General features: G+C 67.0%; 11 protein-coding genes and 1 pseudogene. 9 read left to right on the top strand and 3 right to left on the bottom strand.

The window, feature by feature from the left end; genetic code table 11:
* The first annotated feature begins 49 nt into the window (after window positions 1-49).
* Genes BIWAKO_RS28520 through BIWAKO_RS28510 form a run of 3 tightly spaced genes read left to right on the top strand, consistent with a single transcriptional unit; the run spans window position 50 to window position 2,432 of the window.
* On the top strand, window positions 50-430 hold the full coding sequence (locus BIWAKO_RS28520) for a hypothetical protein (RefSeq protein ID WP_069881518.1): 381 nt from the start codon (window positions 50-52) through the stop codon (window positions 428-430).
* Complete coding sequence (locus BIWAKO_RS28515) at window positions 430-1,806, top strand: hypothetical protein (RefSeq protein ID WP_069881517.1); 1,377 nt, start codon at window positions 430-432, stop codon at window positions 1,804-1,806. Before BIWAKO_RS28520 ends, BIWAKO_RS28515 begins: the two co-directional genes overlap by 1 nt.
* A complete protein-coding gene (locus BIWAKO_RS28510) occupies window positions 1,806-2,432 on the top strand; it encodes a hypothetical protein (protein WP_069881516.1) in 627 nt (208 codons plus the stop codon). The genes BIWAKO_RS28515 and BIWAKO_RS28510 overlap by 1 nt, the downstream gene beginning before the upstream one ends.
* 23 nt (window positions 2,433-2,455) lie before the next feature.
* On the opposite strand, the pseudogene BIWAKO_RS35610 reads toward BIWAKO_RS28510, so the two are convergent.
* Together BIWAKO_RS35610 and BIWAKO_RS28500 are read right to left on the bottom strand one after the other, a co-directional pair.
* Window positions 2,456-2,853: pseudogene (locus BIWAKO_RS35610) on the bottom strand (transposase); the annotation flags it as partial.
* A 28-nt stretch (window positions 2,854-2,881) separates the two neighbouring features.
* Entirely contained in the window at window positions 2,882-3,661 is a 780-nt protein-coding gene (locus tag BIWAKO_RS28500) for a hypothetical protein (RefSeq protein WP_141740271.1), read from the bottom strand.
* A 592-nt stretch (window positions 3,662-4,253) separates the two neighbouring features.
* Between BIWAKO_RS28500 and BIWAKO_RS28495 the strand changes: the two genes are divergently transcribed.
* The 6 genes from BIWAKO_RS28495 to BIWAKO_RS28470 all read left to right on the top strand — a co-directional run bounded on the left by BIWAKO_RS28495 (window position 4,254) and on the right by BIWAKO_RS28470 (window position 11,847).
* Window positions 4,254-5,438 (top strand): MalY/PatB family protein, encoded by a 1,185-nt coding sequence (locus BIWAKO_RS28495; protein ID WP_069881514.1) that lies wholly within the window; start codon window positions 4,254-4,256, stop codon window positions 5,436-5,438.
* A 195-nt stretch (window positions 5,439-5,633) separates the two neighbouring features.
* On the top strand, window positions 5,634-6,026 hold the full coding sequence (locus tag BIWAKO_RS28490) for a hypothetical protein (RefSeq protein ID WP_069881513.1): 393 nt from the start codon (window positions 5,634-5,636) through the stop codon (window positions 6,024-6,026).
* A 619-nt stretch (window positions 6,027-6,645) separates the two neighbouring features.
* Entirely contained in the window at window positions 6,646-9,465 is a 2,820-nt protein-coding gene (locus tag BIWAKO_RS28485) for a coiled-coil domain-containing protein (RefSeq protein ID WP_069881512.1), read from the top strand.
* A 64-nt stretch (window positions 9,466-9,529) separates the two neighbouring features.
* Entirely contained in the window at window positions 9,530-10,570 is a 1,041-nt protein-coding gene (locus BIWAKO_RS28480) for a TAXI family TRAP transporter solute-binding subunit (RefSeq protein ID WP_141740270.1), read from the top strand.
* Window positions 10,567-11,223, top strand: a complete 657-nt coding sequence (locus tag BIWAKO_RS28475) for a hypothetical protein (RefSeq protein ID WP_074471625.1) — start codon at window positions 10,567-10,569, stop codon at window positions 11,221-11,223. The genes BIWAKO_RS28480 and BIWAKO_RS28475 overlap by 4 nt, the downstream gene beginning before the upstream one ends.
* A 123-nt stretch (window positions 11,224-11,346) precedes the next feature.
* Window positions 11,347-11,847 (top strand): DsrE family protein, encoded by a 501-nt coding sequence (locus tag BIWAKO_RS28470; RefSeq protein ID WP_069882881.1) that lies wholly within the window; start codon window positions 11,347-11,349, stop codon window positions 11,845-11,847.
* A gap of 229 nt (window positions 11,848-12,076) precedes the next feature.
* Here BIWAKO_RS28470 and BIWAKO_RS28465 read toward each other — a convergent pair whose 3' ends face one another.
* The gene (locus BIWAKO_RS28465; protein WP_069882880.1) at window positions 12,077-12,817 is read right to left on the bottom strand and encodes a class I SAM-dependent methyltransferase; all 741 of its coding nucleotides are present in this window, start codon (window positions 12,815-12,817) and stop codon (window positions 12,077-12,079) included.
* Window positions 12,818-12,860 lie beyond the last annotated feature (43 nt).

Raw genomic sequence — 12,860 nt, 5'->3', positions numbered from 1 at the left:
ACAGGGGCGGCTCGCACGGGCCGCCCCTTTTCCATTCCGAGGGCGCATCATGAGCCAGACCAAAGCCGATCTCGTCCGCGAGGTGCTGGGCGAGCTGTTCTCGCTTGCCTCCGGGCAAGCGCCCAATGCCGAGGACACAGCCTGGGTCGAGCAGCGGATCGAGCCGGCGCTTGCCCTGCTGGCGCGGAAGAACGTGATCTATATCGCCGATGCCGGCGCGATCGCAGACGAGGCCTTCGATCCGCTGGTCGCCTATCTCGCGCAGGTTTGCGGCCCGAAATTCGGGCGGCCGCGCGATTTTGCGGCGCGACAGGCGGCGGAGGAGGAGTTGCGGCTGGTCCAGCGCATCGGCACCGGCACGGGCGCGCTTCTGACCGTCGATCCGGGCCTGCGCCGGCGCCACCCGCGCTCCCTGACGGGGCAGATCTGATGGCGCCGCAACCCCTGCCTTTCCCGCAATCCTCGGCGCCGGGCGCACGGCCGGGCGAGGGCGAAGGCCGCTACATGAACTGCTATTCCGTGACCGAGGGCGGCCGCTCCTATGTCCGCCGCGTGCCGGGCCTGGCGCGGCTCGCTGCGACCGGCAAATCCGGCATTCGCGGCATGCTGGATGTGAACGGCGTCATCTATATCGTCTGGGAGGGGGCGGTCACGACCGTCTCCGGGGCGGTTGTGACGACGCTTTCAGGCACGGTTCCCGGCAGTGACGGCGTCACGCTGGCGCGCAACAACAAGGTCGCTGCGGGTGCGTCCGCGCCGGATGTCGTCGCGGTGCGCGAGAGCGGCGGGGCCTTCATCCTGAGTGCGACCACGGTCAGCGCCTATCCCGATGCGGACCTGCCGACGACGGTGAATTCCGTCGATTTTCTCGGGGGTTACTTCCTGTTCTCGAATCCGGATGGCAGGTTCTTCGCGAGCGAGTTGAACAGCACGGCGGTGAATGCGCTCTCCTTCACCTCGGCCGAAGCGCGGGCCGACGGCCTGCGCCGCGTCGTGGTTTCGGGCAGCCTGGCCTATGCGCTTGGCGGCAGCACGATCGAGCCCTATCAGAATGTCGGAACCTCGCCGTTCCCGCTGCAGCGCGCGCCGACCGTGCCGCCGGTCGGGCTGCTCACCACCATGGCGATCGCCGGCCATGAGGAGGCCTGGAACCACCCGCTCTATTTCGTCGCCTCCGACAAGACGGTGAAGGCCTTGAGCGGCTTTCGCGCCGAGACGGTCTCGACCGCCGATGTCGACCGCTTCATCGCGGCCTCGAGCGTCGCAACCATCGAGGCGCTGGTCTTCGTCGATGACGGCAGGCCCTATTTCGCCGTTTCCAGCGACGCCGGCACCTGGGTGCTCGATGTCGCGGCCAATGCCTGGAACGAGCGCCAGAGCACGGGCGCCACGCGCTGGCGGGCCTCGCGCTCGATCTATTCCGGCGATCGCTGGGTCTTTGGCGACAGGCTGAGCGGCGATCTGCTGGGGCTGTCCGATGTGCTGAAGGAGAATGGCGCCGATCTCGGCGGCTTCATCCAGTCCGGGCCGCTGAAGGCCTTTCCGGTGCGGGTGGCGACGAGCCTGCTCGCGGATTTTACAGAAGCCGATCTGACGATCCATGTCTCCTGGAGCCATGATGGCGGCAAGACCTGGTCGGCCGAGCTGCAGCGTTCGTTGGCCCGAGCCGATCGCTGGCCGCTCTGCGTCTCCAATACCGGGCTCTCCACCCAGCATGGCCTGATCGTCCGCTTCCGTTGGAGCGGGGAGGCGGATTTCTCATTCAGCGGCGCCTCGGTCGAGCGCCTCGATGCGAGGCTGAGCTGATGGCCGATTTCGACCCGCTGACCATTCCCGCGCCGCTGCCCGAAAGCGTGCCGCGCGTCGAGACGAACGGCCATCCGACGATCGAGCAGATGCAGCAGGAGATCGCCCAGACCGCCTGGATGCAATCGAATGTCGCAAGCACGAATACCCGGCTGAACCTCGTCACCGACGCGGTCGGCAGCGTCTCGGCTGCGGTCGAGACCGAGGCGGCGACAAGGGCGACCGCCGATACCGCGCTCGCGAGCACGATGACCACGGTCGAAGCCAAGACGAATGCCGCAACGGCGTCGGGCCAAGTCTACCTCGCCGCCAAGGCGGCGCCCAGCGGGGCGACCGCGGCCTATGGCTGGTATCTCACCGCGGGCGACGCCTATGCGGGGATGCAGGCCATGGCGCTGAGCGGCGGCGGCTCGGCCATCGGCTTTACCGCCAACCAGTTCTATTTCACCGATGCCGGCACCGCGCAGGCCGTGTTCAGCTATATCGGCGGCGGCAGATGGGTGCTGAACGGCGCGATGATCATCCGCTCCGGAGCGAGCGGCGAACGCGTCGAAATCACCAACCGGGGCGTCTACTGCTATGACGGCAACGGCGTGCTGCGTGTCGAAGTCGGGTTCCTGACATGACGGTCGGTTTTCGCGTGCGCGATGCCGGCGGAAACCTGCTGGTCGATACGCCGATGCTGCCCCAGGACCCGGCACGCCAGCCGCTCCGACACGCCAAACTTCATGATGGCGTGGTCGATGCAGCGTCGGCGGCGGGAGGGGCTCAGAAGTTTCCCGAGGCAGCCTCCTTGAGAATGAGCTTCTCAAGCGTCAGATCCGAGACAGCCTTCCGTAGCCGCTCGTTTTCCTTCTCCAGATCCTTGAGCCGTTTCACCTGGTCGGACTTCAGGCCGCCAAACTCCTTGCGCCAACGGTAATAGGTGAACGCCGTCACACTGATCGTTCGGATCGCTTCCGCGACTGGGCGCCCCTGGGACAACAGCACGTCGACCTGACGTAGCTTCGCGACGATCTCTTCAGGCTTATGTTTCTTCTGCGGCATCACGGGCATCCTCCAAAGGCTCGAAAGCCTACTTCAGGGAGGGCCACTTTTCAGGGGGCAGACCAGTGCTGCCGCTCGGGATCCGCGCGCCCGAGGCCGGATTGGCATCGGCGGCCGAGGTCGCGCTGGAACTGATCGTCGCGCCTGTCAGGGAAATCGACCCGCCCAGCTCCGCCCGCGCCGGGTTGCCGTTCACACCGCCCGTCGTGATCGCCGCGTTCTCGAACGTGATGCTGCTGCCGGTGCCCGATGCGAAAAGCGCGTGATTGTTCTGGCCCGTGGCGCCACCGAGCATCCGGACATTGGTATTGACGAGCGCAACCGTTCCGCCAGCGATCGCGTTGGCTCCGATCATGTTGCTGGCAACCGTGGTTCCGTTCGGCGGTCCGAGCGTCAGGCTGGCCCCCGTCGCACTCACCCGGCTGCCGCTGCCGCTGGCCTGGAGGCCGATTTGACCGGCCGATGTCGCGGTCGTGATTGCCGTGGTCGCAAGCGTGCTGCCGTCGAAGCTGATCGTTGCGCCGGCCAGGGCGCGTGCGCCGATCGTCGTGGCGGCGGCGAGATTGACGGTGATGCCGTTGGCGGTGATCGCGCCGCCCGGATTGGAGGCGTTCAGTCCGATCGCATTGGCGGGCGTGACGGTGACGATTGATCCGGGTGGGACCGTGCATGCCGTCCCCACCACGACAGCGGGCGTTGGACACACCTGGGAGAAGGCTGGGCTGCCAGGTCCCAGCACGGCCGCCCCTGCAAGCAGGCTCGGACCCCAGGGCCAGGATTGGGAAAGTCTCGCTTTCGATGCCGCCATCGCCCCCTCCCGTCACAGCGGCCGTTCGCCGGCCGCCTCATTGCGCCCGGTTTCGGGCGCATCAGGATTCAGATCAGTGCTCGCAGAAGTCCGGGCCTGGAGACGGCCGTGAAAGCCCGGATCCATGCCGCAATGCCGCTTTGCGTCCCGAGACGCGGTATCAAAAGGAAAAGTGGCTGCCGCCTCGCGCAGGAGGTCACAGCAATCATCGTCGTCATCCACACCCTCCGCCAGGGACCGTGAATACAGACGTCAGGCGCTGCTTGGCGCCACCGCGTCATGCTTCCCCGATTCGATGTTCCTGTCGAGCTTTGGTGCGTAACTTTCTGAATTCGATGGCGGGCGTGTCTAATAAGGCACAAGATCAAGGTTCAAATTTTGCTAGATGACTTTACGGAAATTTGTCGATACTGACTGACGCGCTCCTTGTTCAAGATGTCGACGCCGGAGCGTTGCCGGGATCTTTGCCGCAGCACGCACGCGCGCCGCGCTGGCATGGATTGCGCGCGTTCTGCTGGCGCTGGGCGCTCCGACGCGGCATTGCTTCTCCTTGAAACGGCCTCTCCGAATCGGCCCTTCATCGAGGACCCTGATGAACATCGCTCAGACATTCGACCAGTGGATCGACCGCCGCGGCACGCATTGCGCGAAATGGGACACGATGGAGACCCATTACGGGGTTTCGCCGTCCGGCGGGCTGGCCATGTGGGTGGCCGACATGGATTTCCGCCCGCCTGCCTGCGTGCAGGACGCGGTCGAGGCCATGGCCGCGCATGGCATCTACGGCTATTTCGGCGATGAGCAGGCCAGCAACGACGCCATCCGCTGGTGGATGAAGCACCGCCATGGCTGGGAATTCGATGAGAAGGCGATCTTCACCACGCATGGGCTGGTGAACGGCACGGCGCTCTGCGTCGATGCCTATACCAAGCCCGGTGACGGCGTCATCGTGATGACCCCGGTCTACCACGCCTTCGCCCGCATCATTAAGGCGGCGGGCCGGCAGGTCGTGGAATGCCGGCTTGCGAATGTCGACGGCCGCTATCTGCTCGATATCGCCGGCTGGGACGCGCAGATGACCGGCAACGAGCGCATGCTGCTGCTCTGCTCGCCGCATAATCCCGGCGGCCGGGTCTGGACCCGCGACGAGCTTCGGGAGATCGCGCAGTTCTGCGTGCGCCACGACCTGATCCTTGTCTCCGACGAGATCCACCATGACCTCGTCATGCCGGGCCACAAGCACCTGGCCATGCCCGTGGCGGCGCCGGAGATCAGCGACCGGCTGGTGATGATGACGGCGACGACCAAGACCTTCAACATCGCCGGCTGCCATTCCGGCAATGTCATCATTCCCGATGAGGCGCTGCGCGCTCCGTTCCGGGCGCGGATGAACGCGCTCGGCATCTCGCCGAATTCCTTCGGCATGGCGATGGCGACCGCCGCCTACAGCCCCGAGGGCGCGGCCTGGGTCGACGATCTCGTCTCCTATCTCGACGGCAATCGCCGGCTCTTCGACGAGGGCGTCGACAGCATCCCCGGTCTGCGCTCGATGCCGCTGGAGGCGACCTATCTCGCCTGGGTCGATTTCTCCGGCACCGGCATGGAGCCGGCCGAGTTCATCGCGCGGGTCGAGAAACAGGCGAAGATCGCGGCAAGCCATGGCGCGACCTTCGGCTCCGGCGGCGCGAGCTTCCTGCGCTTCAACCTGGCGACGCAGCGCGCCAATGTCGTGGAAGCCGTCTCACGCCTGAAGGATGCCTTCGCCGATATGCAGTAGCCGCTTCCCCCGGGGCCATGGCGCCGCGATGACCGGGCTGGTCATCGCGGCGCCCCGGCGCCGCTTCAGTCCTGCGGGCCGGGGATGTGGGGTTGCGCCAGCCGCGCTTTGAAAGCCGCAAGGGCTGGTCCATGGTTCGCCTCGCGCTGGGGAACGTCCAGGCGCGCAATCCCATCCGGGGCGGAGGAAAGACCGATGAAGCAATGTTCTTTGGCGGGGCTGGTGGTGTCCATCGGCCTGGCGCTGGCCGGCTGCCAGTCGACCACTGACGTCGTTCAGAACAAGGAAGACATGCTGTCGGCGGCGGGCTTCGTTCCCCAGCCGGCCAATACGCCGGAACGCCAGGCGACCTTGCGCAAGTTTCCGCCCAACAAGTTCGTCCAGCAGGTCAGCAACAACCAGATGGTCTATGTCTATGCCGACCCGATCGTCTGCCAATGCGTCTATTTCGGTAATCAGGCGGCCTATGCCCAGTTCCGCCAGATGGTCTTCGCCAAGAAGCTGGCCGACGAACGCCAGATGACCGCGGCAATGGCGCAGGATGCCTTCGATTTCGGACCGTGGGGCGGCCCGGGCTTCATGTTCTGAGCCAAGGCATCGGCCCGAAAAGTGGATTGCGGTTTTCGGGCAGGCCGATGCAAGCGAAGAAGATGAGCATCGGCCCGAAAAGTGGATTGCGGTTTTCGGGGCAAAGCCGATGCAAATACAGATGCTTAGATCATCGGGCCGGATGTGATATGCGGTCCGATGATCTAGGGGGGAGGGCGCCGATCTCCGTGCCGCCCTGTCGCTGACCGAAGCCGGGGTGCGGGCTCGCCCTGCGCCGCAATCAGCCGCTGCTGCCCCTGCGGGAAAGGGCATGCTCCGGGATGCTGGCCCCCTCCGTCCGATCCCGCCCCGCGGCCCGCGCCATGGCTGCGACGTGGCTCAGCGCCCGCTTCAGTCCGATGGGGCCCCTGCCATCGCACCGACCTGTATCGGTATCGTGAGGGTCGCGCCCGGTCCCGATGATGCGCAAACGCAGAAAAGAATTTTACGCGCAATACGTGCAAATACTGTCGGATTGCCCCCAGTGCCGGCACCTTGTGGCCTAGCTCCACAATATTGTGTAACCTTCGTGCAACCTGCCGGGGTGGATTGGCGTTTCCCTGCAGGTGAAGTCGAGACGTAATGGTCCGCTAAGACCGCCTGAACAGGCGTCTATTGAATGCGCAACGCGATCGAAACCGCACCGAAGGACGGGACATTCGTCATCCTCGAGGATGATTCGAGTGGAACCTATGACGTTGCTCACTGGCTGTCGGCGACAGGCCAGTGGATCGGCAAGGATAACGCGCCGATCACGATTACGCCGACGCATTGGCACCCGCTGGCCCATGACAATTACTTCCTTCTCGAAGACGAAGGACAAGATGATCGCGCCACGGAGCACCGGGCGAGGCGACGCCGCTATCTGCCGATCGCCGCCGCCGCGCTCATCGCTGCGGCGCTGCTGTTTTTCTATTGGATCGGCGGCCTGGTTCAGCGTGACGATGGCGGCAAGTCCGGGCCGCAGGTCGCGACGCGCGCCCCGTCGCCGGACCGGAACGCGGCGAGCCCGCCTCCAGCGCCGCGAACGGGCGAATCCAGCCGGGCCAGCGCGCCGGCTGACATCCGGCAGCTGACCACGGCGCCGGCGCCCGATGCGCAGAAGTCCCCGAATTCCGGTCAGCCTGAAACCAGGGTGGAAGATCCAGTCGAGGCCGGACGGGCCCTCGAACAGCTGGACGTGCTGCAATTGCGGGCGCAGGCGGCGAAAAGCACGGAAGCGCTCCGACGGGAGCGTGAACAGGCTGCAAATCTGACGCAACAGGTCGCTGCTGCGCGGCAGGAACTCACCGACAGCACTGCGCAATATCGTCAGGCCCTCGAAGGCGAACGGGCCCGCAGCGCCGCACTGGCGGGCGAACTGGCGAAGGCGCAGCGCGACGCCGGGATGCAGGCCGAGCAGATGCGCAGGGCCGGCGAAGACGCCGCGCAGCTGAAGCAGGCGGAGGTCGCAAGGGCCGCGGCCTCGCTTGGACAGGAGCGCGAGCAGGCGGCTGCGCTGGCGCGCGAGGTTGCCGCAGCGCGGGAGGCACTGAGCGCGGACACCGCGCAGCAGCGCCAGGCGCTCGAGGCGGAACATGCCCGCAGCAGCGCCTTGGCCGACGAGCTGGCGTCGGCGCAGCGCAATCTGGAGATGCAGGCGGCGCAGTTGCGCAAGGCGGGCGAAGAGGCCGAGCAGCTGAAGCTGGAGCGCGAGCGGGCGGCCGCACTCGCAGGTGAAGTCGCCGCGGTTCGGCAGGAGTTCGCTGCCGGCACGGCGCAGCATCGGCAGGCGCTCAACGAGGAGCGCGCCCGCAGCGCTGCGCTCACGGGCGCGTTGGCGAGGGCGCAGCGCGAGGCGCAATCGCAAGCAGCCGAGTTGCGCAAGGCGAGCGAGGAGGCAGCAGGGCTCAGGCAGGCAGAGGCTGCGAGGGCCGCCGATGCGGCCAGGACTGCGGATGCGCTGAAGCAGGAGCGTGAGCAGGCGGCCACTCTCTCCCAGCAGGTCGCCGCGGTTCGGCAGGAGTTCACTGCCGGCACGGCGCAGCAGCGCCAGGCGCTCGACGAGGAACGCGCCCGCAGCGCCGCGCTCGCGGGCGAGCTGGCGAAGTCGCGGCGCGAAACCGAGTTGCAGATCGCAGAGCTGACCAAGGCGAGCGACGAAGCGGCCAAGCTCAGGCAGGCAGAGGCGGCCCGGACTGCGGATGCCGCCAAGGCTGCGGACGCGCTGGAGCGGGAGCGTGAGCAGGCAGCCGCTCTCGTGCAGCAGGTGGCGGCGGCGCGGCAGGAACTTTCTGCCGGCACGGCGCAGCAGCGCCAGGCGCTCGACGAGGAACGCGCCCGCAGCGCCGCGCTCTCCGGCGAACTGGCGAAGGCGCAGCGCGAAATCGAAACGCAGGCGGCGCAGCTGAGCAAGGCGAACGCGGACGCCGTGCAGCTCAGGCAGGTCCATGCCGAAACCAATGCGGATGCGCAGGGACAGGAACGCGGGCAGGCGGCGGCGCTTGCAGTCGAGGTTGCAACTGCGCGCGAGGCCCTGGCCACGAGCACGGCGCAGCAGCGCCAGGCGCTGGAGGAGGAGCGCGCCCGCAGCGCCGCACTCGCGGGCGAACTGGCGAAGGCGCAACGCGAAGCCGGACTGCAGCTGGCGGAACTGCGCAAGGCGAACGAGGAGGCCGCAGGGCTCAGGCAGGCGGAGGCCGCCAGGACGGCAGACGCCTCCAAGACTGCGGACGCGCTGAGGCAGGAGCATGAGAGGGCGGCAGCTCTGGCGCTTCAGATCACGGCGGCCCGCGAGACATTGGCCACGAGCACGGCGCAGCAGCGCCAGGCGCTGGAGGAGGAGCGCGCCCGCAGCGCCGCACTCGCGGGCGAGCTGGCGAAGGCGCAGCGCGACGCCGGGGGGCAGGTCGCGGAGCTGCGCAAGGCGGGCGAGGAGGCGGGAAAGCTGAGGCAGGCGGCGGAGAGCACCGCGACGGAACTGCGCCAGGCGCTGCAGGACGAGCGCGGCAGGGCGGCTGCGCTGGCGCGGGATCTCGAGGCGGCGCGGCGCGCGGCGGTGGCGCGCGCCACGCCCGAGCCGGCCAATCAGGCCTCCAGCCAGGCCGCGAACCAGCTCACCAGGCCGGTCCCGTTGGCCGAGCCCGTTGCACCGCCCGCGCCGCCGCAGTCACCGCCGGTCGCCGGTGAGGCAGAGGCGGCACGGCTGATCGCGCGCGCCAGCGTCCTGATCGGGCAGGGCGATATCGCCTCGGCGCGGAGCGTGCTCGAGCGCGTCGCGGAAACCGGCAGCGCCCGGGCGTTCTTCATGCTCGCGGAAACCTATGACCCCGCCATCCTCTCGACCTGGCGGACCTATGGCATACGGGGCGAAGCGGCGAGGGCGCGCGAGCTTTATGCGAAGGCGCAGGCCGGCGGCATCCAGGAGGCGAAGGAGCGCTTGAACGGCTTGCGTCAGTAAAACGCCCGGGCGGGGGCGGAGACGGCCGAATGGCCGAATGGGGATGCCAAAGGGGAGTTCGGGAATGACGCTGTTTCCAGGACGATGCCTGTGCCTGCTCGCCGCCTTGACCCTGTTTGTCCCGGCGCTCCCGCCTGGCGACCTGCAGGCGCAGACCCCACGGCTGGAGGCCGTGCGCGGGGCTGCGCCGCGGCGTGCGCCTAGCTATGAGGCGGAAAAGGAGCGGATGAATGCCTGGACCGTCGGCCTCGCCGGTGGACTGATCGAGGGGGCGCCGCTGCGCTTCGCGGCCGAGATGGCGCGTGTCGTCGATGACGGGCCGAACCTGCATGTCCTGCCGATCGTGACCCGGGGCCCCACCGAGAACCTGAATTCGCTGCTCTATCTGCGCGGGATCGACACCGCGATCATCAATTCCGACGCGCTGGACGAATACCGGAACCAGATGCCGCAGATCCGGCGGCAGATCACCTATGTGCTCAATCTCTTCCCCTCCGAGCTGCACATCTTTGTCCGGCCGGAGATCCAGAGCCTGCAGGACCTCGCCGGCAAGAAGGTGAATTTCAACACGCTGGGCACGGCTGCCGCCTATTCCGGCCCGCTGATCTTCAGCCGCCTCGGCATCAATGCCGAGAAGACCTTCATCCCGCACCCGATCGCGCTGGAGCAGATGCGCAAGGGCGAGATGGCGGCGGTCGTCTTCATCACCTCGAAGCCGGTCGATGCCTTCGTGCGCGGCCGTTTCGAGCCGGGGTTCAAGTTCCTTTCCGTTCCCTATGACAGCAAGTTCGAGGATTATTATCTGCCGGCCGTGCTGGAGGCGGGCGAATATCCCGGACTGATCAAGGCCGGCGAGCGCGTCCCGACCATTTCGGTGCCGACTGCGCTCGTCGCCTTCAACTGGCAGCCCCAGACCAACCGCTATCAGCGCGTCGCCCGTTTCGTCGACACGCTGTTCAACCGGATCGACCAGCTCCAGGCGCCGGGCTTCGACCCGAAATGGAAGTCGATCAACCTGGCCGCGACCGTGCCCGGGCTCGACCGGTTCTCGGCGGCGCAGCAATGGCTCGATCGTCAGGCGCGCGCCCCGCGGGCGCTGCAATGAAGGCCTTCGCCCTCTCCGTCGCCTTGGCGGTCGCGAGCGGGGCCGCCCTGGCGCAAACCACGCCCGGTCCCACGCCCGCCCCTGCGCCCGATCCGATGACGCATCTGCGCTCCTGCTCCCTGATGGGCCCGGCCGAGCGGCTGGAATGCCTGGACAAGCTCTCGCGGCGTCTGGAGCCGGCGGCGGAGCGACCGGCGCCGGGCGGCGACAACTGGATCCTCAGCGAAACCACCTCGCCGGTGAACTATAGCCCGATCGTCACCGCCACCGCCTCGGCCCGCGGCGGTTCCGACGGCGCGCTGAGCCAGCTCGCCATCCATTGCCGCGGCGGCCGCACCGAGCTCGTCGTCACAGGCCCGGCGCTCGCCAAGGGCGGCACCGACTACACCATCTCCTACCGCGTCAATGACGGCCAGTCGGTGCAAGTGGCGGCCGCGCAGCCCTCGTTCGGCAGCGGCGTCTCCTTCCGGGGCGATGTCGCGCAGCTGCTGCTGGCGCTGCCCGATGAGGGTGACCTCGCCATTCGCCTTTCCGCGCGTGTCGGCCCCGCCCTTGACGGCTCCTTTGCGCTCGGCGGGCTGAAGCGGGTGCGGGAGAAGGTTGCCTCAGCCTGCAACTGGCCGGGCGCTATCGCCAGGCCACGGAGCCCTTAGTCCTCGCCCAAGCCCCTTTGCCCAAGCCCCTTTGCCCAAGCCCCTTTTGCCCAAGCCTTCTTGCCCAAGCCTTCTCGCCCAAGCCGTCGCCGAACTCGTCGCAAACCACGGGAGATGAAGACCATGACTGGATATGCCAAGGCCATGAGGGTCTCGCTGGCCGGCCTCGCAGCGTTGCTGATCGTGGTGCCGCCGGCGCTGGCGCAGCCGAAGAAGCAGGTGACGGCGCAGGCTGCAAAGCCCGCGGCGGAAAAGAAACCGCACCAGCTCATCCTGCAGGTCAACACCAACGAGCCGGCGACGATGAATCTCGCGCTCAACAACGCGACGAACGTGGCGCAATACTACAAGGACCTCGGCGAGAAGGTGGAGATCGAGATCGTCACCTTCGGCCCCGGCCTGCACATGCTGCGTGAGGATACTTCGCCGGTGAAGGCGCGGATCAAGGCGATCACGGCGAGCACGCCGTCGATCTCATTCAAGGCCTGCGGCAACACGCAGGAGAACATGAGCAAGACGGAAAACAAGGAGATCGGCCTGATCCCCGAGGCGACGCTCGTCAAATCCGGCGTGGTGCGGGTCATGGAGCTGCAGGAGAAGGGCTGGACCTATGTCAGGCCGTAGCGCGGCGCGCTAGAGCATCGGCCCGAAACGTGGATTGCGGTTTTTGATAAAAAGCCGACGCAAAGACAAAGGGTTAGATCATCGGACGGGTTTCGATATCCGGTCCGATGATCTGCCGGCCGGGCGCAATCGCGCATGGCTCGGTGCTGGACGCTCCCCGCATTCGTGACCATGTCCGCAACGGACTTCGCCCGGTGCGGACATGGTTTTGGCGGATGGCTGTTGCCGATCAGTCGCTCGCCGATCGCTCTGCCGAGATCAGCAGCATCATCGGCCGCTCGCATTCCTCCGCCAGACCAGGGTTCTCGTGGATCTGCTCCGCCGTGGGAGCGAATTCTTCGACATGGCGGATCGAGAAGCCTGCAGCGATCAGGCTATTGAGCGTCGTCGCGAGCGTCCGGTGATATTTGAGCACGCCGTCGGTGAACCAGTTGGTCCGGCGCTCGCCCTCGATCGCGTAGCGGTTCACAGGCCAGGTCTTGCGGCCGTCCTCGTCCGTCCACCAGCGTGGATGCGCAGCCGCCATGTAGATCGGGTGTTCGATCGTGAACACGAACTGCGAGCCTGGCGCAAGCGAGCGATGCACCATGCGCAGCAGGTGCCCGAAATCCGCGATATAGTGGAAGGTCAGTGCGCTGAAGGCGAAGTCGAATGCAGCCGGGGGCAGGTCGAGCAACTCGAGATCGGCGATGCGGTATGCGACGCCCGAGTCGGAGGTATCCGCGATCGCCCGGGCGATCATCTTCTCCGAGACGTCCAGCCCGAGCACCGATCTGGCGCCGTGCTCGCGCGCCCACCGGGAAAACCAGCCGAAGCCGCATCCCAGATCGACGACGCGCTTGCCCGTCAGGTCCGGCAGCATGGCGCGGATCGCGGGCCATTCCGGCGCGCCGGCGAGGCCATGGACCTGCCGGGGAAGCTGGCTGTAGCCGGCGAAGAATTCGGGGTTGTCATAGATGTTCTGTGCCAATGCATTCACTCCATCAACGTTCGATGGGACGAGGCACAGGCAT

Source organism: Bosea sp. BIWAKO-01 (genome assembly GCF_001748145.1).
Classification (GTDB): domain Bacteria; phylum Pseudomonadota; class Alphaproteobacteria; order Rhizobiales; family Beijerinckiaceae; genus Allobosea.
The sequence above is the reverse complement of the archived record's forward strand: the minus strand, read 5'-3'. Positions and strand labels throughout refer to the sequence as shown.

What these genes read in the sequence shown, in the direction of transcription:
- BIWAKO_RS28500 (WP_141740271.1), bottom strand. Translation starts at nt 3,661, where the DNA reads ATGGCGGCATCGAAAGCGAGACTTTCCCAATCCTGGCCCTGGGGTCCG.
- BIWAKO_RS28480 (WP_141740270.1), top strand. Translation starts at nt 9,530, where the DNA reads ATGACGCTGTTTCCAGGACGATGCCTGTGCCTGCTCGCCGCCTTGACC.
- BIWAKO_RS28515 (WP_069881517.1), top strand. Translation starts at nt 430, where the DNA reads ATGGCGCCGCAACCCCTGCCTTTCCCGCAATCCTCGGCGCCGGGCGCA.
- BIWAKO_RS28495 (WP_069881514.1), top strand. Translation starts at nt 4,254, where the DNA reads ATGAACATCGCTCAGACATTCGACCAGTGGATCGACCGCCGCGGCACG.
- BIWAKO_RS28485 (WP_069881512.1), top strand. Translation starts at nt 6,646, where the DNA reads ATGCGCAACGCGATCGAAACCGCACCGAAGGACGGGACATTCGTCATC.
- BIWAKO_RS28490 (WP_069881513.1), top strand. Translation starts at nt 5,634, where the DNA reads ATGAAGCAATGTTCTTTGGCGGGGCTGGTGGTGTCCATCGGCCTGGCG.
- BIWAKO_RS28475 (WP_074471625.1), top strand. Translation starts at nt 10,567, where the DNA reads ATGAAGGCCTTCGCCCTCTCCGTCGCCTTGGCGGTCGCGAGCGGGGCC.
- BIWAKO_RS28510 (WP_069881516.1), top strand. Translation starts at nt 1,806, where the DNA reads ATGGCCGATTTCGACCCGCTGACCATTCCCGCGCCGCTGCCCGAAAGC.
- BIWAKO_RS28520 (WP_069881518.1), top strand. Translation starts at nt 50, where the DNA reads ATGAGCCAGACCAAAGCCGATCTCGTCCGCGAGGTGCTGGGCGAGCTG.
- BIWAKO_RS28470 (WP_069882881.1), top strand. Translation starts at nt 11,347, where the DNA reads ATGACTGGATATGCCAAGGCCATGAGGGTCTCGCTGGCCGGCCTCGCA.